The sequence below is a fragment of the Microbispora sp. ZYX-F-249 genome, assembly GCF_039649665.1.
Classification (GTDB): domain Bacteria; phylum Actinomycetota; class Actinomycetes; order Streptosporangiales; family Streptosporangiaceae; genus Microbispora; species Microbispora maris.
Map to the genome: position 1 here is coordinate 304,244 of NZ_JBDJAW010000003.1, position 22,833 is coordinate 327,076.

At 72.8% G+C, this 22,833-nt stretch carries 22 protein-coding genes and 1 pseudogene; 14 read left to right on the forward strand and 9 right to left on the reverse strand.

The annotated features are described in order from the left end of the window. The first annotated feature begins 214 nt into the window (after window positions 1–214). Entirely contained in the window at window positions 215–844 is a 630-nt protein-coding gene (locus tag AAH991_RS05935; protein ID WP_346224714.1) for an alpha-ketoglutarate-dependent dioxygenase AlkB, read from the forward strand. A 161-nt stretch (window positions 845–1,005) separates the two neighbouring features. Continuing rightward, window positions 1,006–2,004 carry an L-glyceraldehyde 3-phosphate reductase gene (gene mgrA / locus AAH991_RS05940; protein WP_346224715.1) on the forward strand — a complete coding sequence of 333 codons (999 nt, stop codon included), beginning with the start codon at window positions 1,006–1,008 and terminating at the stop codon, window positions 2,002–2,004. Window positions 2,005–2,259: 255 nt separating this feature from the next. Here mgrA and AAH991_RS05945 read toward each other — a convergent pair whose 3' ends face one another. From AAH991_RS05945 to AAH991_RS05965, 5 genes and pseudogenes are all read right to left on the reverse strand, one after another. Further along, window positions 2,260–2,514, reverse strand: a complete 255-nt coding sequence (locus tag AAH991_RS05945; RefSeq protein ID WP_346224716.1) for a hypothetical protein — start codon at window positions 2,512–2,514, stop codon at window positions 2,260–2,262. Window positions 2,515–2,838: 324 nt separating this feature from the next. Next, window positions 2,839–3,473, reverse strand: a pseudogene (locus AAH991_RS05950) (integrase core domain-containing protein). A 117-nt stretch (window positions 3,474–3,590) separates the two neighbouring features. Then, window positions 3,591–4,454 (reverse strand): NAD(+)/NADH kinase, encoded by an 864-nt coding sequence (locus AAH991_RS05955; RefSeq protein ID WP_346224717.1) that lies wholly within the window; start codon window positions 4,452–4,454, stop codon window positions 3,591–3,593. Between the two features lie 38 nt (window positions 4,455–4,492). Then, window positions 4,493–5,920 (reverse strand): ATP-binding protein, encoded by a 1,428-nt coding sequence (locus AAH991_RS05960; RefSeq protein ID WP_346224718.1) that lies wholly within the window; start codon window positions 5,918–5,920, stop codon window positions 4,493–4,495. Further along, the gene (locus tag AAH991_RS05965; RefSeq protein WP_346224719.1) at window positions 5,917–7,575 is read right to left on the reverse strand and encodes an NAD(P)/FAD-dependent oxidoreductase; all 1,659 of its coding nucleotides are present in this window, start codon (window positions 7,573–7,575) and stop codon (window positions 5,917–5,919) included. The genes AAH991_RS05960 and AAH991_RS05965 overlap by 4 nt, the downstream gene beginning before the upstream one ends. Window positions 7,576–7,704: 129 nt before the next feature. Between AAH991_RS05965 and AAH991_RS05970 the strand changes: the two genes are divergently transcribed. Next, window positions 7,705–8,403 (forward strand): CBS domain-containing protein, encoded by a 699-nt coding sequence (locus AAH991_RS05970; protein ID WP_346224720.1) that lies wholly within the window; start codon window positions 7,705–7,707, stop codon window positions 8,401–8,403. After that, window positions 8,400–8,879, forward strand: coding sequence for a CBS domain-containing protein (locus AAH991_RS05975; RefSeq protein WP_346224721.1), 480 nt, complete (start codon window positions 8,400–8,402; stop codon window positions 8,877–8,879). Before AAH991_RS05970 ends, AAH991_RS05975 begins: the two co-directional genes overlap by 4 nt. On the opposite strand, the gene AAH991_RS05980 is transcribed toward AAH991_RS05975, so the two are convergent. After that, window positions 8,866–9,870 carry a zinc-binding alcohol dehydrogenase family protein gene (locus AAH991_RS05980; protein ID WP_346224722.1) on the reverse strand — a complete coding sequence of 335 codons (1,005 nt, stop codon included), beginning with the start codon at window positions 9,868–9,870 and terminating at the stop codon, window positions 8,866–8,868. The two genes, AAH991_RS05975 and AAH991_RS05980, sit on opposite strands and share 14 nt — an antisense overlap. Before the next feature lie 7 nt (window positions 9,871–9,877). Further along, on the reverse strand, window positions 9,878–10,303 hold the full coding sequence (locus tag AAH991_RS05985) for a pyridoxamine 5'-phosphate oxidase family protein (RefSeq protein WP_346224723.1): 426 nt from the start codon (window positions 10,301–10,303) through the stop codon (window positions 9,878–9,880). Between the two features lie 175 nt (window positions 10,304–10,478). On the opposite strand from AAH991_RS05985, the gene AAH991_RS05990 reads away from it, so the two are divergent. The 6 genes from AAH991_RS05990 to AAH991_RS06015 all read left to right on the forward strand — a co-directional run bounded on the left by AAH991_RS05990 (window position 10,479) and on the right by AAH991_RS06015 (window position 16,119). Next, window positions 10,479–10,886, forward strand: a complete 408-nt coding sequence (locus tag AAH991_RS05990) for a VOC family protein (protein WP_346224724.1) — start codon at window positions 10,479–10,481, stop codon at window positions 10,884–10,886. Window positions 10,887–10,981: 95 nt separating this feature from the next. Further along, window positions 10,982–11,161 (forward strand): hypothetical protein, encoded by a 180-nt coding sequence (locus tag AAH991_RS05995; RefSeq protein ID WP_346224725.1) that lies wholly within the window; start codon window positions 10,982–10,984, stop codon window positions 11,159–11,161. Window positions 11,162–11,166: 5 nt separating this feature from the next. Next, window positions 11,167–11,502: an ArsR/SmtB family transcription factor gene (locus tag AAH991_RS06000; RefSeq protein ID WP_346224726.1), complete on the forward strand. Its 336-nt coding sequence runs from the start codon at window positions 11,167–11,169 to the stop codon at window positions 11,500–11,502. After that, window positions 11,499–13,220, forward strand: a complete 1,722-nt coding sequence (locus tag AAH991_RS06005) for a SulP family inorganic anion transporter (protein WP_346224727.1) — start codon at window positions 11,499–11,501, stop codon at window positions 13,218–13,220. Before AAH991_RS06000 ends, AAH991_RS06005 begins: the two co-directional genes overlap by 4 nt. An 81-nt stretch (window positions 13,221–13,301) precedes the next feature. Next, a complete protein-coding gene (locus AAH991_RS06010; RefSeq protein ID WP_346224728.1) occupies window positions 13,302–14,624 on the forward strand; it encodes a lanthionine synthetase LanC family protein in 1,323 nt (440 codons plus the stop codon). Window positions 14,625–14,949: 325 nt separating this feature from the next. After that, entirely contained in the window at window positions 14,950–16,119 is a 1,170-nt protein-coding gene (locus AAH991_RS06015; RefSeq protein ID WP_428833947.1) for a hypothetical protein, read from the forward strand. 18 nt (window positions 16,120–16,137) lie between these two features. On the opposite strand, the gene secA2 is transcribed toward AAH991_RS06015, so the two are convergent. Beyond that, on the reverse strand, window positions 16,138–18,402 hold the full coding sequence (gene secA2 / locus AAH991_RS06020; RefSeq protein WP_346224729.1) for an accessory Sec system translocase SecA2: 2,265 nt from the start codon (window positions 18,400–18,402) through the stop codon (window positions 16,138–16,140). Between the two features lie 128 nt (window positions 18,403–18,530). Between secA2 and AAH991_RS06025 the strand changes: the two genes are divergently transcribed. The 3 genes from AAH991_RS06025 (at window position 18,531) to AAH991_RS06035 (ending at window position 21,028) form a co-directional block, all read left to right on the forward strand. Next, window positions 18,531–18,887, forward strand: a complete 357-nt coding sequence (locus tag AAH991_RS06025) for a VOC family protein (RefSeq protein WP_346224730.1) — start codon at window positions 18,531–18,533, stop codon at window positions 18,885–18,887. A gap of 148 nt (window positions 18,888–19,035) precedes the next feature. Further along, window positions 19,036–19,980: a hypothetical protein gene (locus AAH991_RS06030; RefSeq protein ID WP_346224731.1), complete on the forward strand. Its 945-nt coding sequence runs from the start codon at window positions 19,036–19,038 to the stop codon at window positions 19,978–19,980. Between the two features lie 157 nt (window positions 19,981–20,137). After that, the gene (locus tag AAH991_RS06035) at window positions 20,138–21,028 is read left to right on the forward strand and encodes a DMT family transporter (RefSeq protein ID WP_346224732.1); all 891 of its coding nucleotides are present in this window, start codon (window positions 20,138–20,140) and stop codon (window positions 21,026–21,028) included. Between the two features lie 12 nt (window positions 21,029–21,040). Here the strand turns inward: AAH991_RS06035 and AAH991_RS06040 are convergent, their stop codons facing one another. Next, entirely contained in the window at window positions 21,041–22,195 is a 1,155-nt protein-coding gene (locus AAH991_RS06040) for an FAD-dependent monooxygenase (protein WP_346224733.1), read from the reverse strand. Window positions 22,196–22,262: 67 nt separating this feature from the next. Here AAH991_RS06040 and AAH991_RS06045 point away from each other — a divergent pair, with 67 nt between their 5' ends. Next, on the forward strand, window positions 22,263–22,832 hold the full coding sequence (locus AAH991_RS06045) for a TetR/AcrR family transcriptional regulator (protein ID WP_346224734.1): 570 nt from the start codon (window positions 22,263–22,265) through the stop codon (window positions 22,830–22,832). Window position 22,833: the final 1 nt, after the last annotated feature.

The window sequence follows — 22,833 nt, forward strand, 5'->3', positions numbered from 1 at the left end:
TCCGGGACCCCGGCCTGCACGGGTGCGGTGCGCCGCGACGTCGCCGCCCGGGTTGCGCGCCGAGATCCGGGCGGTGTACGGGGCGAGCGAGACTCTGGCCGGTCGCGACGGAGGGGAGCGCGAACGCACGGTCGAGCCGGTGCGCATGGTCGCCGCAGGCCACCGCTCCGGGCACGTGGCATGATCGAATAGATGTTCTAATACAATCGATGTCATGACGGCTTTTCAGGCCTCGCTGCTGGACTGGGGTAAGGACGTTCAGATCGGGCCGCTCGGTTCGTCGGTGCGGCGCACGCCGCTCGGCCGGGGCGCCTGGATCGACGTCCGGCCACACTGGGTCGAGGGGGCGGACGCGCTCTTCGAACGCCTCCTCGAGGCGGTGCCCTGGCACGCCGAGCGCAGGCACATGTACGACCGGGTCGTGGACGTGCCGCGGCTGCTGAAGTTCTACGACGAGGGCGAAGAACTGCCCGATCCCGTCCTGGCCGAGGCGAGGGACCTGCTCGACGCCCACTACGAGGAGGAGCTCGGCGAGCGGTTCCGCACGGCGGGCCTGTGCCTGTACCGGGACGGCCGCGACAGCGTCGCCTGGCACGGCGACACGATCGGACGCGGCAGCACGCAGGACACCATGGTCGCCATCGTGTCGGTCGGCACCCCACGCCCGCTGCTGCTGCGCCCGCGCGGCGGGGGAGGCCCGACGCTGCGGCACGAGCTGGGCCACGGCGACCTCATCGTCATGGGCGGGAGCTGCCAGCGCACCTGGGAGCACGCTGTTCCGAAGTCCACCAAGGTGATCGGCGCCCGCATCAGCGTGCAGTTCCGCCCGAGAGGCGTACGGTGACGGCACGCGGCGGGCACCCCTGATCCGACCCGCCTCGGCCGCCTCCCGGGCATGAGGGCCCGCCCCCGCCTGCCCGGCCGTTGACACGTGCGGTTTCCTGGTACTGCTGGAGCAAGGCCCGGGCAAAGGACGGGCCACGGTCGCACGAGGAAAGGTCGCGGATGATCCCGAACCCCTACGCCCCCGCCCCCACCCGGTACGACGACATGCGGTACCGGCGCAGCGGAAGGAGCGGGGTGCTGCTTCCCGAGATCTCCCTCGGCCTGTGGCACAACTTCGGCGACGGCCACCCCCTCGACGTGCAGCGTGCCGTCCTGCGCCGGGCCTTCGACCTCGGCGTCACCCACTTCGACCTGGCCAACAACTACGGCCCGCCGTACGGCTCGGCGGAGGAGAACTTCGGCCGCCACCTGCGCGCGGACTTCCGGCCCTACCGGGACGAGCTGTTCATCTCGACCAAGGCGGGCTACGACATGTGGCCCGGCCCGTACGGCGAGTGGGGATCGCGCAAGTATCTGCTGGCCAGCCTCGACCGGTCGCTGAGCCGGATGGGCCTCGACTACGTGGACGTCTTCTACTCCCACCGGCCCGACCCGGACACCCCCATCGAGGAGACGATGGGCGCCCTCGACACGGCGGTGCGCTCCGGCAAGGCCCTCTACGTGGGCATCTCGAACTACTCCGCCGAGGAGACCGAGCGGGCCGCCGCCGTGCTGCGCGAGCTGGGCACCCCGCTCCTGATCCACCAGCCGCGCTACTCGATGCTCGACCGGTGGGTGGAGGACGGGCTGCTCGACACGCTGGAGCAGGCGGGAGCGGGCTGCATCGCCTACTCGCCGCTGGCGCAGGGCCTGCTCACCGGGCGCTACCTCGACGGCGAGGTGCCGGCCGACTCCCGGATGGCGATCGGCCACTTCCTCACGCGCGACCGGCTCACGTCCGGCCTGCTGGAGACCCTGCGCGGCCTCGACAAGATCGCGCAAGAGCGCGGGCAGACGCTCGCCCAGCTCGCCCTGTCGTGGATCCTGCGCGACCGGCGCATCACGTCCGTGCTGGTCGGGGCCAGCTCGGTCGGGCAGCTCGAGCAGAACATCGCGGCCCTCGCCGCGCCCCCGCTCACGCCGGAGGAGCTGGCCGAGATCGAAAGCCTGCTGCCGTAGGGGCTCGTTCCGTGATGGTGTCCCGCCTGAGCATCAGTGAGGAGTAGCAGGATCACGCCCCGGGGAACGAGGAAGATCGATACCGGCAGACGGAAGAGGTCGCGCTTCATGGGCTCGGCGTTCGCCTGATTCATCGGCTCACGGGTGGAGTGTTCTATGAAGCGCTTCGGTGTGGAGCGCGCTTTTCGGTGACGACTTCGTGAACTGATCTACGCAACGGGGGCGGGTGTATGCCGGCCGGGCTCTTCTTTCTGCTTACTCGCCCCCGTCGCCACCGTCTCCGCCGAATCCACCGTCTCCTCCGCTTCCGCTGTATCCGGCGCCACCACCGCCGCCGTATCCGGAGCCGCCGGCGCCTCCGTTCGAGCTGCGCTCGCCCGCCTCCTCCATCAGCCCCAGGACGCCGCCGAGGACCAAAGCGCCGACGAGAAGCTTGAGGACCCCCTCCCAGCCCCATTTGGCCAGCACGAACAGGGCGACGATGGCCGCCACTGTCAGGAATTTGCGCATGATCCCTCCTCGAGTTCGGGCGATCTCACTGTCGCTCACGCAAAGTGACGAAGTCAATACGCCAATCAGGCGTCGCGGGACAATCTCGTTCAAGGGCTCTTTCTCTGTGCTGAAGGTCTGCTCGTGACTCTCTGATCGCGCATCTCGCGTGCGGCCGTATCTCCTCGCGGCGTCGCTGCTCCCGGGAATGAAGCCGCCGTCTTGGGATGCCGCGCACCCCGGCCGTACGGATCGGATCCAGCCCATCGACGAGACCCGTTCAAATGCCGTAGTCGCCGCCGGCGGTCGCTTTCAAGCCCGCCGGATCGGGGTGCCCGCCGCGGTCTAGTTGTTCTGTCCCGTGAGGGTGGGTACGCGGCTGGCGGGTGGTAGGCCGTTCAGCGCGGTGTGGCCGCGGTGGTGATTGTAGGTGTGCAACCAGGCGGGCAGGGCGGCGCGGCGTTGGTCTCGGAGGTGTAGGGCTGGGCGTATGCCCATTCGCCGAGCAGGGTGCGGTTGTAGCGTTCGGCCTTGCCGTTGGTCCGGGGTTTCTTGATGTCGACGTGTACGAGGTCTCCGGGTGTGAGGTGTTCGTAGCGGCGGATGGTGCGGCTGGTGGCGCGGTCGAGGTGGGCCAGGCGGGTCAGTCGGTAGCGGGCAAGGACGCGGGGGACGGTCGAGGGGTGCGGGCCCAGCAGGTAGGCGATGCGGGCCGGGCCCGACCGGCGCAGCACGCGGACTTTGATGATGCGCCGCTCGGTGCGGGTTGGGGTGCGGCGAGGGCTGTGGTGCGGGCGCGAGGAGCGGTCGGCCATGCCGGCTGCTCCGTCTTGCCGGTAGCGGTCGGCCCAGCGCCGGGCGGTGGTGACGGCGACCTGGAAGCGTTCGGCTGCCCTGCGCAGCGGCCAGCCGTCGTCGACGACCCACCGGGCCAGGCGCAGGCGTCCGAGTTCGGTCAGCGGGGCGTTATGGTGGGGCATGAGGGCCTTTCTGGTTGGCGTGTAGATGTCGCAATCCACACCAAACCGAAGGCCCTCACCCATTTACAAGGTCATTCGTGCGTGTCGCCCCGTACCTAACCTCTGTGGTCAGTACAACTAGTCGACCTCGGCGCTGCCGTTCACGCGGAGCTTGCGGCGGGCCCGCTCGTAGAAGGTGGTCGTCCCCAGCCGTACGACGCGGGCGGCGGCGCGCAGCGCGGTCACGGTGAGCCGGTCGCCGGGGCACAGGTGGCCGCCGATCATGCCGTCGACCTCCATCGCGAGCTGCCCGCTGGTGGAGAGCACGTCGAGCGTCACCTCCTCGTCCGCCGACAGGACCAGCGCCCGGTTGAACGCCGAGTGGGCGGCGGCGGGGACGACGAGGAAGCCCTCGACGGTCGGGGAGACGATCGGGCCGCCCGCCGAGAAGCTGTACGCGGTGGACCCGGTGGAGGTGGAGACGATCACGGCGTCGGCGGCGTACCGGACGAACGGCTCGCCGTAGACGGAGACGGAGACGGCGGCGAGCCCGTCGCCGGGGATGCGCACGAGGGCGATGTCGTTGAACGCCGTCACCATCCGGCCGTCGTGGCTCGTCGCCCGGACGGCCATGCGGGGCTCGACCGTGTATCTGTGCTCGTCGATCGCCGACAGCGCGGGCGCGAGATCGTCCACGTCGATCTCCGCGAGGAAGCCGAGCCGTCCCAGGTTCACCCCGAGGACGGGGGTCGGCCGCCCGGCGATCAGGCGCATCGTGCGCAGCATCGTGCCGTCGCCGCCGAGGCTGACGAGAAGGTCGGACCGCCGCACCAGGGCCGGGGCGTCCACCGCGACCGCGCTGCAGTCGATGCGTCCCACCTCGTCGGGCAGTCCGAGCACCGTGACGTCCCGTTTGCGCGCCCACTCGACGATCGTGTCGATCGCCTCCTTGGAGTCGCGCTGCGGGTGCAGGACGAGACCCACGGTGCTGACCATGCCCATGCCCCAACTGTACGGCCCGGCCCGGGGCGCGGCCGCTCTCAGGCCGCGAGGGGCAGGTAGACCCGGAACCGCGTGTCGCCGGGGCGCGACTCCACCCGGATGTCCCCGTGGTGCTTGTTGACGACGATCCGATAGGAGATGTCCAGGCCGAGGCCGGTGCCCTCACCGACGGGCTTGGTGGTGAAGAACGGCTCGAAGATGCGGGGCCGGACCTCGGGCGGGATGCCGGCGCCGGTGTCGCCGACCTCGACGATCAGATGGCCGTCCTTGCGCCGGGTGCGGAGGGTCAGCGTGCCCGCGCCGTCCATCGCGCCGAGCGCGTTGTCGATGAGGTTGGTCCACACCTGGTTGAGCTCCGCCGCGTACGCGGGGATGGGCGGCAGCGACCGGTCGTACTCCTTGACCGTGCGCACGCCCTCGGGGATCTTGCCGTGCAGCATGGTCAGCGTGGCGTCGAGCAGGTCGTGCACGTCGACGGTCTGGTGCGGGGCGCGGTCGAGCTGGGAGTACTGCTTGGCGGCGGCGACCAGGCCGGAGATCCGGTTGACCGTGTCGTCGATCTCGGACATCAGCAGCTCGGTGTCGACGGTGTAGGTGAGCCACCGGACCGCCGGCTCCAGGTTGTCCTCGCCCACCGCCCCGGCGATCTGGTCGAGCCAGACCGCGTCGACGCCCCCGGCGACCAGCGTGGCCGCCAGGTCCCAGCCCCCGACGATGTCGTGGTCGTCCAGCCAGTCGGCGACCGCGTCCTCGGCGTCGGAGCGCGCCAGCGGGGACAGTTCGGGGGCGGACGCGGCGCGCTTGACCGCGTCCTCCTGCAGCTCCACGAGGTCGTGCAGCTGGCTGCCGTCCAGCCGCCCGTCGGCGATCATCGCGAGCTTCTGCCGCATGCCGGCGACCCGCCCGCGCAGCGCGGACGTGGCGCGCACGGCGGCGGCCGCCGGGTTGTTCAGCTCGTGCGTCAGCCCGGCCGACAGCGAGCCGAGCGCGAGCAGCCGCTCCCGTTCGCCGACGATCGTCTGCGTGGCGCGCATGCCGAGGAACAACCCCTCCAGCAGGTGCATCGCCATCGGGAACCACTCCCGCACGCACGCCCCGATGACCTCGGCCGGCAGCACGAAGAACTCGGCGTCGGTGAGCGCGGTCAGCGTGTTGAGGTAGAGCTGGGAGAACTCGCCGGTGATGTACGCCTGGGTGGCGCCGCCGTACACGCCGCGCTGGTCGGTGCGGCTCACCTCGACCTCGTCGCCCTGCACCCGCCTGCTCATCGCGACCGCGCCGCTCAGCAGCACGAAGAAGCAGGTCGCCGGCTCGCCCTCCTGGAAGACGCTGGTCCCGGCGAGCCGGCGCTCCACCCGGCCCGCCTCCGACAACTGGGTGAGCTGCGCCTCGTTCAGCGCCTCGAACAGGAAGAGCGTGCGCAGCTCGCCGGGCGGCAGGGTCGGCTCACTCGGATGGTCGGTCATCTGTCCTCCAGATAGCGGTGCACGAGTGAGACCGCCATGGCGCCCTCTCCCACGGCCGAGGCGACCCGCTTGACCGAACCGGCCCGCACGTCGCCGGCCGCGAAGACGCCGGGCATGCTCGACTCCAGGTGGTAGGGGTCCCTGGAGGGCGTCCAGCCGGGCGGGCGGCGGCCGTCCGCGAGCAGGTCGCTGCCGGTCAGCACGTAGCCGCCTCCGTCGCGGGCGACCACGTCGCCGAGCCAGTCGGTGCGCGGTTCCGCCCCGATGAAGACGAACAGCCACGACGCGGGCACGGACGTCGTCCGGCCGGTCCGCCCGTCGCACAGGATCAGGCGCTCCAGGTGGTCGCGGCCCTCGCCGCCGACCACCTGGGTGTGCGGATGGACCTCGATCGCCGCAATGGCCTCGATCTGGTCGATCAGGTAGCGCGACATCGACCGGGTGAGGTCGTCGCCCCGGATGAGGATGTGCACCTTGCGGGCGAACCGGGAGAAGTACACCGCCGCCTGCCCGGCCGAGTTCGCCCCGCCCACGATGTAGACCTCTTCGCCGGCGCAGCTCGGGGCCTCGGTGGCGGCCGCGCCGTAGAAGACGCCCCGGCCGGTCAGGCCGGCCAGGCCGGGCGCGTCCAAGAGCCGGTACGACACGCCGGTCGCGAGCACGACCGTGTGCGCCGTCACGGCGGTGCCGTCGACGAAGCGCAGCACGGTGGCCGAGCCGCTGCGTTCGAGGCCGACGACCTCGCGGGTGGTGAGCAGTTCGGCCTCGAACTTCAGCGCCTGCCTGCGGGCCCGGTCGGTGAGCTGGGCGCCGGAGACCCCGTCGGGGAAGCCGAGGTAGTTCTCGATGCGGCTGCTCTGCCCGGCCTGCCCGCCGGTGGCCCGCTGCTCCACGAGCAGGGTGCGCAGCCCCTCGGACGCGCCGTACACGGCGGCGCCGAGGCCCGCGGGGCCCGCGCCGATCACGGCGAGGTCGTAGAGCTCCGAGGCCGGGGTGGTGGCCATGCCGACGTGCGCGGCGAGATCGGCCTCCGTGGGCCGCGCCAGGGCCTTGCCGTCCGTGGTGATCACCACCGGCACGTCCGTCTCGCCCATCCCGGCGGCGGCCAGCAGTCGCGCGCCCTCGGCCTCGTCGGCACGCAGCCAGCGGTACGGCACGAGGTTGCGGGCCAGGAAGTCGCGCACCGCGAACGACTGCGCCGACCAGCGATGGCCCACGATCTTGGTCTCCGGCATCGTCACGACGGGGGTGGCGAGCCAGGACTCCAGCAGCGCGTCCAGCACCGGATAGAGCTTCTCCTCCGGCGGGTTCCACGGCTTGAGCAGGTAGTGGTCGAGGTCGACGATGTTGATCGCGCTGATGGCGGCGTCCGTGTCCGCGTACGCGGTCAGCAGCACTCTGCGCGCCAGCGGGAAGACGTCCATGGCGGCCTCGAGGAACTCGATGCCGTTCATCTGGGGCATCCGGTAGTCGGCCAGGATGACGGCGACCTGCTCGCCGCGCAGCTTGATCTCGCGCAGCGCTTCGAGCGCGCTGGGGCCGGACTCGGCCCGGATCACGCGGTAGCGGTCGCCGTATCGGCGGCGGACGTCACGAGCCACCGCCCGGGAGACGGAAGGGTCGTCGTCGACGGTGAGGATCGCGGCATTCTGCACATCTCACACGGTACTGGCGGATCTCCGGCGGATGGCACTCCTAGGACATAGGTCCCATAGTGCGGTGACGTTCGCCGGTCGTTCCGTCACCGGTCCTGGCCAAGGCTGGGGGAGACGAAGGAGGACGCCATGCCGATGACCGTCCGGGACGTCATGAACAGGTTCGTGGTGGCGGTCGAGGCGACGGCCTCGTTCAGCGACGTGGTCACCGCCATGTGCCGGTTCCACGTCGGCGCCGTACCGGTCGTGGACGGGGAGCGGCGCGTGATCGGCATGGTGAGCGACGACGACCTGCTGCTCAAGGACCTGGACCGGCGGCCCGGCGACCTGTTCATCGAGGGGCCGTCCCGCCGCAGGGAGCGCAGGAAGGCGAGGGGCCGCACCGTCTCCCAGATCATGACCAGCCCCGTGATCACGGTCACCGAGGACACCCCCCTGCGCCGGGCCGCCTGGCTGATGCACTGCAACAGGATCAAGGAACTTCCGGTGGTGGACGGGCAGAGCGGCCGCATCTCCGGGCTGGTCAAACAGTCGGACCTGATCAGGGCGTTCTGCCGGCCGGGGGAGGACACCCGTGACGACGTCCTGGAGGTCGTGGCGCGCTACTCCCGGCAGTGCGCCGTGCGGGTCGAGGACGGGATCGTCCACCTCGACGGCGGCGTGGAGCGGAGGTCCCAGCTCCGCGCCCTGATCGACGAGGTCTGGCAGGTGGACGGCGTGGTGGACGTCGAGTCCTCCATGACGTACGAGACGGACGACGTGAGCCGGGTCGTCTCCGCGGGGCGGCCGTGGGGGAACGGTCCGGCGGAAGGCGGTGAGAAGCGATGAGCGTCGAGACCATGACGGCGTCCGAGGTGATGACCCGGACGCTCGTCACGGTGGAGCCGGAGGAGTCGCCGCTCCTGGCGTGGGAGCTGATGTGGCGGGCCGGGGTCCACCATCTGCCGGTGGTGGACGACTACGGCCGGCTCGTCGGCGTCCTCGCGCGGGAGGACATCGCCGGCAACTGGTCGGGCGGACCCGCCGAGCAGTCCCGGGCGCAGGTGCGCACGCTCGTGCGGGGCATGCGCTGTCCCCGCGCGGCCCCGGACACCCCGCTCTCCGAGATCGCCGCGCTGATGGCCGACTCCGGCTGCGGCGCGGTCCCCGTGCTCGGGCCGGACGACATCCTGCGGGGCCTGGTCACCACCACCGACGTGCTGATGGCGCTGGCCGGGAGGACGCCCGGGCCGGCCGCGGGCCTCGCGGACGTGAAGGGCGGCCTGTTCCATCTGGAGCCGGTGCCGCCGGTCACCTGTCCATGAGCAGGACGGCCGCTCCCTCGACCCGGTCGGCGGCCAGGTCGGCCAGGGCCCTGTCGGCCGCGTCGAAGGAGTAGGGCGTCGTGGTCACCAGTGGGTGGTGAAGGGCCGCCAGCCGCAGGAACTCCCGCCCGTCGGCGCGGGTGTTGGCCGTGACGCTGCGCAGCGTCCGCTCCTGGAACAGGTGACGCCGGTAGTTCAGCACCGGGATGTCGGTGAGGTGGATCCCCGCCACCGCGAGCGTGCCGCCCCGGTCGAGCGCGGCCAGCGCGACCGGCACGAGGTCGCCCACCGGGGCGAACAGGATCGCCGCGTCCAGGGGCTCGGGCGGCGGGTCGGCGCTGCCCGCCGCGGAGGCCGCGCCCAGCCGGAGCGCGAGCTCCCTAGCCGCCGCCGACCTCGTCATCACGTGCACCGTCGCGCCCTCGGCGACCGCGATCTGGGCGGTCAGGTGGGCCGAGGCGCCGAACCCGTAGATCCCCAGCCGCCCGCCCGGCGGCAGGTCGGCGCGGACCAGCGCGCGGTGGCCGATGATCCCCGCGCACAGCAGCGGCGCGAGCGTCTCCGCCGGGGCGTCCTCCGGCAGCGGGTAGACGTACGCCGCGGGGGCGGTCAGCAGCTCCGCGTAGCCGCCGTCGGCGTCCCATCCCGTGTAGGCGGACGCCGGGCACAGGTTCTCCGCACCGCGCCGGCAGTAGCGGCACCGGCCGCAGGTCGAGCGCAGCCAGGCCACCCCCACCCGGGCGCCGACCGGCGGCCCCGGCGTGTGGGGGCCGAGCCCCGCCACCCGTCCCACGACCTCGTGCCCCGGCACCGTACGGGGCCGTTTCGGGGGAAGGTCGCCCTCGGCGAGGTGCAGGTCGGTGCGGCAGACCGCGCACGCCTCGACCCGGACCAGCAGTTCCCCGGGCCCGGGCACGGGATCCGGCAGCACGGTCCGCTCCAGCGGCCGCGTCGCCACGGGCCCCGGCCGGGTCACGACCCAGGCGTCCATGACGCGCCTATCCGTGCTGGATGCGCCGGCCGCTGATCTCGACGGGCGCGATCCGGACGTACAGCTCGCGCTCGCCGCCCGCCCAGGTCTCGACCTTCGTGTTCACGTCGCCGGTCACATGGTGGGCCCCGCCGCGGACGAGGACGCTCCAGCCCTCCCGGGTGCTCTCGTCGATGTGGTCGACCTCGAAGGCCACCATGAAGTCGGCGCCCTCGACCCCGGTGCGCAGATCGGCGTCCATCGGGCCGCCGAGAGCGGTGCGGAACAGCACGGCGCCCTGCTCGACGGTGTAGTTGACCGGCAGGATCACCGGCCCGCTGGGGTTGTTGAACGCGATCCTGCCCACGCCGCCCGGGGAGATCAGCCGCAGGCACTCCTCGCGGTCGAGCTTGTCCAGGCGCGGCATGCCGGCGGGCGCGGTGTCTTCAGTCATACGGACCTCCACAATGATCCTCAACGGGCGTCGGCGACCAGTCTGCCGCTCCCGTTCCCCCGGCGGCACGGCGGTCCGTCACTTCCGGAGGGGCCGAAAGGCCCGTGTACGCCCTTGGCCGCCGCTTGCCCAATCCATCCTTCACCCGCATGCCCCGGATGGGCACAACGCTCACATGGAAGTGCTGAGCAGCCGCATACTTCTGCGCCCGGCCGATCGGGCCGAGAGCCGCCGTTTCTACCGGGAGGTCCTGGGCCTGGCCGTCAGCCGGGAGTTCGGGACGGCCGAGGACCCCGGGATCATGTTCTTCCTGGGGCAGGGGCTCCTCGAGGTCTCCCCGCGCGGCTCGGGCGCCGTGGGGCCGGGCACCGCGATCTGGATGCAGGTGCGCGACGTCCAGAAGGAGTACGACCGGCTGGTGGAGGCGGGGGCGCCGGTGTCCCGGCCGCCCCGGCTCGAACCGTGGGGGCTGGTGGAGATGTGGATCGAGGACCCCGACGGCCTGCCGATCGTGCTGGTCGAGATCCCCGAGGGCCACCCGCTGCGGCGCGACCAGCGTTCCTTCACGCCGCGCCCCGCCTGAGCCCGTCCTCCTCCGGGAGGGCTGCGGAACTGACAAATTGAAGAATTCTTCATATTGCGAATATGCTGTGCCCGTCGGACGGACGAGAGGACGACATGCACGAGTTCACGGCGGAGCTGCGCGCCCGGCTCGGAGAGGCGCACGAGGAACTGCGGCGGGCGCGGGAGGCCGGCGACGAGCACGGAGTCCAGATCGCCTCCGGCCGGCTGGACAACCTGACGCGGCTGGCCGCCGACCACGGGATCAGCCTGGAGGCGGCGGGAGAGACGGAGTGACCCCGATGCCCGTTCCCCTCTATCAGGCCAAGGCCGACTTCTTCCGCACCTTAGGACACCCGGTGCGCATCCGCGTGCTCGAACTCCTGCGGGACGGCCCCCGCCCGGTCCGCGAACTGCTCGGCGAGATCGAGGTGGAGCCGTCGAACCTGTCCCAGCAGCTCGCCGTGCTGCGCCGTACCGGCCTGGTGAGCGCGGTCAGGGAGGGGGGCACGGTGGTCTACTCGCTGGCCACCCCCGACGTGGTGGACCTGCTCGCGGCGGCCCGGCGGATCCTCACCGACATGATCACGGGCCAGGGCGAGCTGCTGGCCGAGCTCCAGGCGGAGGCGGCGAAGTGACCGGCGCGGCCAGACTGCTGTACGCGCGGGTCGCGGGGCTGCTGCCCTCGCCCGCCGACTGGCGACCGGCCCGCCGCAGCCCCGGCCGCGACCTGATCGCCGGTCTCACGGTCGCGGTGGTGGCCCTGCCGCTCGCGCTGGCCTTCGGGGTCGGCTCCGGCCTCGGCGCGCAGGCCGGCCTGGCGACCGCCGTCGTCGCGGGCGCGGTGGCCGCCGTCTTCGGCGGCAGCAACCTCCAGGTCTCGGGCCCGACGGGGGCGATGACCGTCGTCCTCGTGCCGATCGTGCACACGCACGGCCCGACCGGCGTGCTCGCGGTCGGCCTGCTCGCCGGGATCGTGCTCGTCGCGCTCGGCCTGGCCCGGGTCGGCAGGTACGCCCGCTACATGCCCACCCCCGTCATCGAGGGTTTCACGGCGGGCATCGCCGTCGTGATCGCGCTGCAGCAGGTGCCCGCGGCGCTCGGCGTGAAGGGCGAGGGGGAGCGGGTGTGGCAGGCGGCCGGTGACGCCGTCGCGAACTTCGCGCGCGACCCGCGCCCGGTGCCGATCGTGCTGGCGCTGGTGGTCGCGGCGGCCATGCTGCTGGGGGCGCGGTGGAGGCCGGCGGTGCCGTTCTCCTTCCTCACGGTCGTCGCGGCCACGGTCGTGGCCGAGGTCGCCGGGCTGGACGTCGCCCGCATCGGGACCCTCCCGGCCGGGCTGCCCGCGCCGTCGATGGGCTTCCTCGACGTCGGCGCCATCACGTCGCTGCTCCCGGCGGCCTTCGCGGTGGCCGCCCTCGGGGCGCTGGAGAGCCTGCTGTGCGCCTCCGTCGCCGACGGCATGAGCGTGGGGGAGCGCCACGACCCCGACCGTGAGCTGTTCGGGCAGGGCCTGGCGAACGTCGTCTCCCCGCTCTTCGGCGGCATCCCCGCCACCGCCGCGATCGCCCGTACGGCCGTCAACGTCCGCTCGGGCGCGCGCTCACGCCTGGCCGCCCTCACGCACGCCGTCGTGCTGGCCGTCATCGTGTTCAGTGCGGGCGGCCTGGTGGGGCGCATTCCGCTCGCCGCGCTGGCCGGGGTGCTGCTGGCCACCACGGTCCGCATGGTCGAGGTCGGGTCGCTGCGCGCGATCGCCCGGGCCACCCGGGGCGACGCCGCGGTCATGGTCCTCACCTTCGCCGTGACCGTCGTCTTCGACCTCGTCACCGCCGTCGCGGTCGGCGTCGGCGTCGCGATCGTGCTCGCCCTGCGGGCCGTCGCGCGCAGCGCCCAGATCGAGCAGGTCCCGCTGGAGACCGGCGACCACGGCGACGAGGAACGGCGCCTGCTGGCCGAGCACATCGTGGCCTACCGGTTCGACGGGCCGCTGTTCTTCGGCGCGGCCCACCGCTTCCTGCTGGAGTTGTCGGAGGTCGCCGACGTGCGGGTGGTCATCCTGCGCATGTCGCGCGTGTCCACGATCGACGCCACCGGCGCGGGCGTCCTCGGCGACGTGATCACCCGGCTCGAGGGCAGGGGGATCACCGTGCTGCTGTCGGGCATCCGGCCGGGCCACGACGAAGTCCTCAGCGGGCTCGGGGTGGCCGATCATCTCCGCCGCGACGGCCTCGTCTTCCCGGACACGCCGGCCGCGATCGCCCACGCCAGGACACTGCTCGGACTCCCGTCCGCGCCGCCGCCGGCCCCGGTCGCCACGGCGCGCCACCCCGACGTTCCCGTGCCGACGGTGTGATCGGCGCGCGACTCCCCGTAGGCTTCCGTTTGTACGAGTGGTAGCCTTAATTTCCTACCAGCTTTGTGGGAGACTGGGGTGATGAGCGCCTGGCCCCGTGAGAGCCCTGTCACCGCCGCCGTCACGGCCGCGCGCTGGGTGCGGTCGGCGGGGATCGACGACGACCTGGGACGGCGATGGCGGGCCAACCCCGATCCCCGGGGGCGGTCGTCCGGCGCCGGGGACGCGTCCTCCCTGTACGCCGGCGCGGCCGGCGTCGTGCTGTTCTTCCTCGAACTCGCCGCCGCCACCGGCCACGAGGCGTACCTGCGGGACGCGCTCGCGGGAGCCCGCCGGCTCGCCGCCACCTGGCCGGAGCAGCGTGACCCGACCTTCTACCACGGGCTCGCGGGCGCGGTCTTCGTGCTGGCGGAGACGGGGTGGGCCACCGGCGACGAGGAGGTCTTCGGGGCGGCCCGAGCCGCCGCCGACCGCCTCGTCCGCGACGCCCGTCCGCTCGGCGGCGGCATCGGCTGGACCGGGGACCCGGCGCAGCGCGGTGACGGGGGGATCGTGCTCGCCCTGCTGCACGCGGCGGGCATCCTCGGCGTCCCGGCGTACGAGGAGGTGGCGATCGAGGCGGGGGAGCGCATCGCGGGCCTCGCCGTCCCCGGGCACCGCTTCGGCGGGGACGCCGTCCCCGACCTGCCCGTGGACGCCGTCACCCCCGGGTTCCTGTCCGGGACGGCGGGCACGGCCTTCCTGCTCGCCCGGCTGTACGGCGTGACCCGCGACGAGCGGTTCCTCGCGGCGGCCCGCCGGGGCGCCGACTTCGTCCGGACGGTCAGCGTGGTCACCGACAGGTGCGCGCTCGTGCCGCATCACCTCCCGCAGGGCCGCAGGCTCCACTACCTCGGCTTCTGCTCGGGGTCCGCGGGGGTGGCCCGGATGTTCTACGAACTGCACCGGGTCACCGGCGACCCGGGCGATCTCGACTGGGTGGAGCGGCTCGCGCACGGGATCGTGCAGAGCGGGGTGCCCGGGTCCCGGCCGCCGGGCCACTGGGACGTGGCCTGCCTGTGCTGCGGCACCGCCGGGCTGATCGACTGCTTCGTGGGTCTGTACGCGGCCACGGGATGCGGGCCGTACCTCGACTTCGCGCGCACGCTCGCGATCGACCTGATCGGGCGGGCGACCGCGGGCGACGACGCCGGCTTCCGCTGGTATCAGGCGTACCGGCGGCTGCGGCCCGGAGAGGTCACGGCGGACACCGGATACATGGTCGGAGCCGCGGGCATCGGGGCGGCTCTGCTGCATCTGGAGGCCGCGGAGCGGGCCGCGCCGCGCCGGTTGATCCTCCTGCCGGACAACCCGTTCCCGGCCATCCCGATCCCCGCCGCCGTCCTGCGCGGCGAACAGGCGTAGCGGCTGAAAATTTCAGTCATGCCCGGCCCGTATGCCCAGCTCGGCGGGGGGCGACGGGCCCCTGGCTTTGCGTGCCCTCCTTCCCTTCAGCCCCCCCGGAAGGGGGGCGCGTCCACATCCGACTTTGCCACTTCCTGGGATATTCGTCCAGAAAGTAAAACTTTTGTCCGCGATGTCGAGATTTGGGGTGTTCTTGGCCTAGTGTCCGGTTATCCGACCGTGACCAGTCAGGAGATCCCCCATTTCCAGCTACGCGGACCCCCACAACGACGCCCTCCGGGAGCAGACGAGCCCGGCGAAGGGCAAGACGCACCACGCGGCCGCCGTGTCCCCGCACCGGCAGGACGCCCCCGCCCGCCCCGCCCCGGCGGGCCCCCAGCACGCCCACGCCGACATCGCGACCGTCGTGAGCCACGTCCTCGGGCCGGAACCGGCCGAGGCGCGCGCCGAAGCCGCCGACGCACCCGCGCCGAAGGCGCCCGCCATCCCGGCGGTCGGCTGCCCGACGGCCGAAGGCGAGATCGTCCTTCACTCCGGCAAGACGACCGCGTCGTACTTCTGGGACGACGGGTCGGGCATCAACGGCGACACCGGCGCCCCCGCGTCGGGGAAGCCGATGCAGAAGGGCCTGGCCGCCAGCCCGAGCTGGCCGATGGGCACCAAGGGCTATGTGATCTACAAGGGGAAGAAGGCCGAATTCTTCGTCGGCGACCGCGGCCCCGGCGTGCCCTCCAGCAGCGGGGTCATGCTCGACCTCGACGGCAAGACGTTCGCCGAGCTCACCGGCGGCACCTGGAACGCCCGCTCGCTCACCGTCGAGGACGCGGGCGGCCTCGGCCACATCCCGGTGAAGTACGTGATCACCCAGTGGGGCAAGGGCCTCGGCAAGACGGGCGCGCCCAGGCCGTTCTCGACCGGCGCGTACGGCGTCAGGGACCACGCGGAGCCCCCGCCGCCGTGTCCCACCGCGGCTCCCGCCCCCTCCGCGACTCCCGCCGCACCCGAGGACGCCGCTCCCGCGTCCGCCCCCGGCGTGAAGGAGGAGAGCCCGGCCCCCGCTGCCTCAGCGGCGCCCGCTGCCTCCGCGACCCCGTCCGTGGCTCCAGCCGTGGTCCCGTCCGCGACCCCCGTGTCGCCCGCCGAGCCCGCCGCGCGGATCCAGGCGGCCGGAGCCGGGATGTCCCCCCTCTCGGCCGCGACGGCGGGCAAGGGCGGCGCGTCTTCCGCACCCGCGGCCGTCGCGAAGACCACGGCGAAGACCACGGTGAAGAGCACGGTGAAGAGCACGGAGAACACCGTGAAGACGGCGAGGACCGGCGAGGCGACGGCCTCCCCGGCGTTCGCTCCGGCGTCGGCCGCGAGCGGGCAGCTCGACGAGGCGGCCGTTCCCGCGTTCTCGGTCGCGATCGTCGTGTGCGCGCTCGTCGCCGTCGGCGCCAAGGCCGTGCTGAGCCGCCCCGCGCACGCGCACGCGGGCCGCCACCGCAAGCGGTAGGGACGCCGCCGCGGGCCGCTACCGCTTGCGCTTGAGCGTCCCGGCCACGCGCTTGAGCACGCGGTCCCACTCCGAGCCGAACGGGTTGTCCTGCACCAGGTAGGTCCAGGTGGCCGTGGGCCGCTTGAGGCCCTGCTCCGCGAGGTCCCGGGTGACGTCGGCCTTCTCGAAGGTCTCCTTGGAACGCCGCTCGACCTCGTCGAGCATGGCCCGGTAGGCCGGAACGGCCTCGCGGTTGAACTCGTCCAGCGGGTTCAGCCGGCCGAGGGCCCGCAGGTGGATGCCCTCGCGCAGGTCGGCGAGGAAACCGAGGTGCTCGGTCCAGCAGCGGTCGAGGTGATACAGCACGATCTGCCGGGCGGCCCGCTCGACGGGCTCCCGGCCGGCCTCGTCGCACAGCTCGCGGTAGCGCTCGGGGCAGGCCTGCTCCAGCGCCCGCGCCCCGGTGTCGCCGTGCAGGACGCGGTCGCGCCGGTCCAGCACCTCCGCCCGCTGGTGCTCCTGCTGCCGTGTGTAGCGCCAGGTGTTGCGGTGGATCTCCAGGTTGACGCCCTCCGCCACGCGCTGCGCGTGCGCCACCAGTCCGGCGGCGTCGGCGCCGGTCACGACGCCGTCGCGGCCGGCCGGGGGCAGCGACTGGTCCGGCGCGTACGCGGTGAGGAGCGTGTCCTCGCCGCTGACGAAGAAGACCGAGCCGCCGGGGTCGCCCTGCCGTCCCGCCCGGCCGCGGAGCTGGTCGTCCAGCCTGCTGCTCTCGTGCCTGCCGGTGCCGATGACGTAGAGCCCGCCGAGCCCGGCGACCTCCTGCTCCTCGCCGGGCTCGCCGGCGCCGAGCCGGATGTCGGTGCCGCGTCCGGCCATCTGGGTGGAGACCGTGATCGCGCCGCGGCGGCCGGCCTTCGCGATGATCTGCGCCTCCTCGGCGTCGTTCTTCGCGTTCAGCACGGTCGCGCGCAGGCCCCTGGCCTCCAGGGCCCCGGCCAGGCGCTCGGACTCGGCGACGTCGAGCGTGCCGACGAGGATCGGTTGCCCGGTGGCGTGCCGGGTCTCGATCTCCTCGAGCAGCGCCCGTTCCTTGTCCTCCAGCGTGGCGAAGATCCGGTCGGGCTCGTCCACCCGTACGCACGGCTTGTTGGGCGGGATGACCGCGACCTTGAGGTCGTAGAACTCCCGCAGCTGCTCGGCCACGGCGATCGCGGTGCCCGTCATGCCGCACACACGCGGGTAGCGGCGGATGAGGCTCTGCACGGTCATCGAGTCGAGGATCTCGCCCGTCTCCGACGCCGGCAGGTGCTCCTTGGCCTCCACGGCCGCCTGGAGCCCGTCCGGCCAGCGCTGCAGCACCGCGACCCGGCCGCGCGAGGTGTTGATCAGGTGGACCCGGCCGTCCCTGACGATGTAGTCGACGTCCCGGGTCAGCAGCGCGTGGGCGTGCAGGGCGAGGTTGACCTGGGTCACCACGCCGGGGTGCTCGTAGAGGTCGATCCCGAGGGCCTTCTCGACCGTGTCGGTGCCCTTGGGGGTGAGGAAGACGCTGCGTCCCTCCTCGTCGATCGTGTAGTGGTAGCCGCGCGACAGCCGCCGCACGAGGGCCGCCATCTCGGGCAGCGCCGTGCCCGGGTCGGCCGTTCCGGCCAGCACCAGCGGCACGCGGGCCTCGTCCACGAGCACCGAGTCGGCCTCGTCCACGAGCGCGATCTCCGGAGTGGGCACGACCAGCTCGGCCGGATCCGTCCGCAGACGGTCGCGCAGCACGTCGAAGCCCAGCTCGCTGACGGCGCCGTACGTGACGTCGCACGCGTACCCCGCCCGGCGCTCCTCGGGGGCCGAGGTCTCGCCGATCCACCCGGCCGTGAGGCCGAGCGTCTCGTACAACGGCCCCATCCACTCGGCGTCGCGGCGGGCCAGGTAGTCGTTCACGGAGACCGCGTGGACCCGCGCGCCGCGCAACGCGTACCCGGCCGCGGCCAGGGCGCCGACGAGCGTCTTGCCCTCGCCGGTGGCCATCTGCACGACGTTGCCCTCCAGCATGGCGAGCACGCCCACGAGCTGCACGTCGTACGGCCGCTGGCCGAGCGCCCGGCGGGCCGCCTCCCGCATCACCGCGCAGAAGTCGGCGCTGCCGACCCAGCCGGGATCCGGCTCCGCGGGACGGAGGCCGGCCCGCCGGGCCACCTCGCTCTCGAGTTCGCCCGCTTCGGCGACGATCCGCTGGAAGGGGGCCAGGTCGACACTTCCCGGCTTCTCCAGGAACCGCCTGATCCATGCACCTACCCGCGCCACACCCGCTCCAACGACTCGCCTGCCGGACTGGTTCCACATGCCCGGTTCATGGTCCCACTATCGGCGAAGATTCCGGTGGTGCGGGTACCTGACACTCCCTGACAGGAATAGGCGGCAGGATGTCGGCCATGACAACGATCGCGAAGCTCATCGCCGTGACCATCGACTGCGCCGAGCCGAAGAGGCTTGCCGAGTTCTACTCGCAGATCACCGGATTCGAGGTGCAGTACGCCGAGGAGGAGTACGCCGGGATCGGCGACGGCACGACGAGCATCTACTTCCAGCGCGTCCCCGAGCGGAAGGCCCCCTCCTGGCCCGGCGGGGACAAGCAGTTCCACCTCGACTTCCGGGTGCCCGACGTGGCCAAGGCGGTGGAGGAGTACATTGCGCTCGGGGCGACCAAGCCGGAGTTCCAGCCGGGCGACTGGGTGGTGCTCGCCGACCCGGAGGGGCACCTTCTCTGCGTCTGCCCGGAGAGATCCTGAAACGGCCCCGGTGGCCGTGAAACGCGCACAGTGTGGCCGACTCTCCTAGCGATGCAGGAAGCGTGATTACATCGCGTGAACGAATCTAGTCTCTGCGTGATCGATCTCGGCGGGCAGGGGGCCCGCCCGATGCGACGCGGAGGCATTCATGACGACTCGTTCAGCGACACGCCCCGGCCTGGTCTCCCTCGGGGTGGGGGTCGCCTGCGCGGCGAGCCTGCTGCTGGCCGGATCGGCCACCGCCCCGGCGAGCGCGCAGGCGCAGCCCGGAAAGCCCGCGCGGGCGGCCGTCGCCCCGCCCCGGATCGGCGTGCTCAAGGCCGGCGGCGACGCTCTGGTCAAGGAGGGCGGCCTGTCGGCGACCTGGGTGCTCGAGCACGACGGGGTCATCCAGATCGCGCTCGCGGGCGACCGGATCGGCGTCGTCACCGGGGACGGCAAGGCCTGGGTGAAGGAGGGCGGCCTGTCGGGCACCTGGGTGCTGGAGCACGACGCCGGCATCAAGCAGCTCGCGCTGTCGGGCGACCGCATCGGCGTCGTCACCGGGGACGGCAGGGCTTTGGTGAAGGAGGGCGGCCTGTCGGCGACCTGGGTGCTCGAGCACGACGGGGGCGTCAAGCAGCTGGCGCTGTCCGGGAACCGGATCGGGGTGCTGACGGCCGACGGCAAGGCCTGGGTGAAGGAGGGCGGCCTGTCCGCCACCTGGGTGCTGGAGCACGACAACGCCAAGCAGCTCGCGCTGGCCGGCGACCGCATCGGCGTGCTGCGGGCGGACGGTGCCGCCCTCGTGAAGGAGGGCGGCCTCTCGGCCACCTGGGTGACCGAGAACACGGCCGTCAAGCAGCTCGTCCTCGCCGGCGATCGCATCGGCGTCGTCAAGGGCGGCGGCGCGGCTTTGGTGAAGGAGGGCGGCCTGTCGGCGCCCTGGGTGACGGAGAACCTCAACGTCCTCGAACTTGCGCTCGCGGGCAAGCGGATCGGCGTGCTCAAGGTCACCGGCGAGGCGCTGGTGAAGGAGGGCGGCCTGTCCGCCACCTGGGTGAGCGAGAACACCGGCGTCATCGACATCGCGCTGTCCAGCGGCACCGACTGAGCCGTACGTCCGCCGCACGTCCTTCGTCCCCGGGATCCGCGCCGCCGCGGATCCCGGGATCTGCCCGGAAAGCCCCACTTGTGTCGCGAGCTCCCTCGGCGCCCGCCGGGTCCCACTAGGCTTGCGTGGTGATTTCTCGACACACCGGCGGGCGCGCATGACCTGGGTGGGAGTGGCGATCGCCCTCGTCGGCGCGCTGGGGTACGCCCTGGGCGCGGCGCTGCAGCAGTTCGAGGCGGTGAGCGAGGGGGCGACCCTCGCGCTCGTCAGAAGGCCCCGCTGGTGGATCGGCGGCATCATCGGTTTCACCGGGGCGTCGCTGCACGCGGTGGCGCTCAGCCTGGCGCCGCTCGTCGTCGTCCAGCCCGTGAGCGTGGCGACGCTCGTCTTCGCGGTGCCGCTCGCCGCGACGCTGCACGGCAGGCGCCCGCGCAGAGCAGAGATCGCCGGGTCCATCGCGGTGGCGGTCGGCCTGCTCGGCCTGATGCTGCTGGTCCCGGCGCACAACGTGACTCCGGTCCTGTCCGACGTGCACGCCCTTGAGCTGATCGGCTGCATCGGCCTGGTGGTCGCCGTCACGTTCACCGCGGCCCGCTGGCTGAAGGGCCCGGCGAAGGCGCTGCTGATGGCGATCGGCGCCGGTGCGGTCACCGCGACCGTGTCCACGTTCGTCCGGGTCGTCGGCGGCGGGCTCGAAGGCGACCTCGGCCACCTGCTGCACTGGTTCACTGCGGCCATCCCGGTGCTGCTGGTCTGCGCCGTGGTGCTGCTGCAGAAGTCGTACGCCGTGGGCTACTTCGGCATCGCCTACGCCGGGGTCCAGGTCGTCGACCCCATCACCTCCGTCACCGCCGGGGCCCTGCTGCTGGGCGAGTCGCTGCCCACCGAGACGGACAAGGTGATCCCCGCCCTGCTCGCGGCGGCCCTGCTCATCGCCGGGACGATCACGCTCGGACGCCTCGCCCCCGACCATTCCAAGCCCGCCGCCGCGCCGGCCGAGCCGGACAGGGGCGGCGAACCGGTGGTCGCGTCCGAAGCCGCCGCCTGAGCTCCGCGATCCTCAGGGCCGCCAGTCGAAGACCGGGTCGAACTGCCGCATCGCGACGTTCGGCCCGAACCGGCCCGCCGCGCGCATCGCGCCGTCGCGGAGTGCGACCGCCAGGGGATTGCGCCACCGGGTGAGCCGGCCGATCGCCCGCGACCGCCGCACGATCGGAGTCGTCCGCGCCAGCCGTTCCCGGCTGTAGGCCGCCAGCCCGGCGGCCGGATCCGCGCCGTGGCGCGCGACGAGCCCGGCGAGCACGACGGCGTCCTCCATGGCCTGACAGGCTCCCTGCCCGAGGTTCGGCGTCATGGGGTGCGCCGCGTCGCCCAGCAGCGCGACCCGCCCCGCGTGGAAGGCGGGCAGCGGGGTGTCGAGACAGTGGACGTCGTTGCGGAGCACGGCCTCCGGGTCCGCGGCGGCCAGCAGCGCGGGGATCGGGTCGTGCCAGCGGCCGAACAGCCGGAGCAGTTCCTCCCTCTCGTCCGCCGCGCGCAGCCCCGCGGGGACCGGCGCGGTGGCGTAGCAGTACACCTGACCGCCCGCCAGCGGCATGACCCCGAAGAGCCGTCCCGCACCCCAGGTCTCCGACGCGCCGGTCACGGCGGCCAGCGGCACGATCGCCCGCCAGCTCGTCACGCCCGCGTAGACCGGTGCGGGGTGCCGGGGGAACAGGGCGGCGCGGGTCCGCGACCTGATCCCGTCCGCCGCCACGACGAGGTCGGCCTCGATCGTCTCCGCCGCCCCCGCGTCGCTCGCCGCCAGGGTGACGCGCCCGGTCGCGGGGTCGGCCGACTCGGCGCGCGTGTTCACCCGCAGGGCTCCCGGCGGCAGCCGCTCGGCGAGGATCCCGACCAGCGACGACCGCGCGAGCAGCACGATCGGGTCGCCGTACCGCGCGGTGGCGTCCTCCGCGGTGGTACGCGACAGCCACCGGCCGTCCGGCATCCGGATGCCGCTGCGGCCCTGGATCGCGGAGAGCTTCCTGACCTCGTCGCCGACGCCGATCACGTCGAGCGCCCTGAGCGCGTTGGGCGCGACCGCCAGCCCGGCGCCCACCGGCTCGATCGACGCCGCCCGTTCCAGGACGGTCACCGACCACCCCTTGCCCGTCAGGGCGAGGGCCGCCGTCAGCCCGCCGATGCCCGCCCCGATCACCACCGCGTGCGCCATGCCCGCCTCCTGTCACTACAACTGTAGTAAGCGTACTACAGCTGTAGTCCGGCCCTACGATGTGAGGGTGAGCAGTCAGCGTGCGGTGCTCGTCGCGGACGCGGCCATCGCGATCCTGGCCGAGCGGGGGATGCGCGGCCTCACCCACCGGGCGGTCGACGAGGCCGCCGGGTTGCCGCCGGGATCCACCTCGAACCACGCGCGTACGCGCGCGGCGCTGCTCGAGCTGACGCTGGCCCGGCTCGCCGAGCGCGAGGAGGCCGTCTTCGCCGCCGCGACCGGACCCGAGGCCGAGGTGTCCCGGGACGAGGTGGCGCGCCTCCTGGCGAGGATGACGCACGCGGCGGTCACCGTGCACCGGGAGACCACGATCGCGCGATACGAGCTGGCCCTGGAGGCGACCCGGCGGCCGGAACTGCGCAAGACCTACGACGAGATAGGGCGCCGCTTCCGCGAGCTCGCCACCGGGGTGCTGGCCGCCGCCGGCTCGCCCGACCCCGTACGGCACGGCCGCCAGATGGTCGCCTACGTCGAGGGGCTGCTGTTCGACGCGGTCGTCGGCGCGGGCGGCGTGCCGCCCGTCGAGGATCTGGACGCCGCCTTCCGGGACCTGCTCCGCGTCGCCACGAGCATGTGAT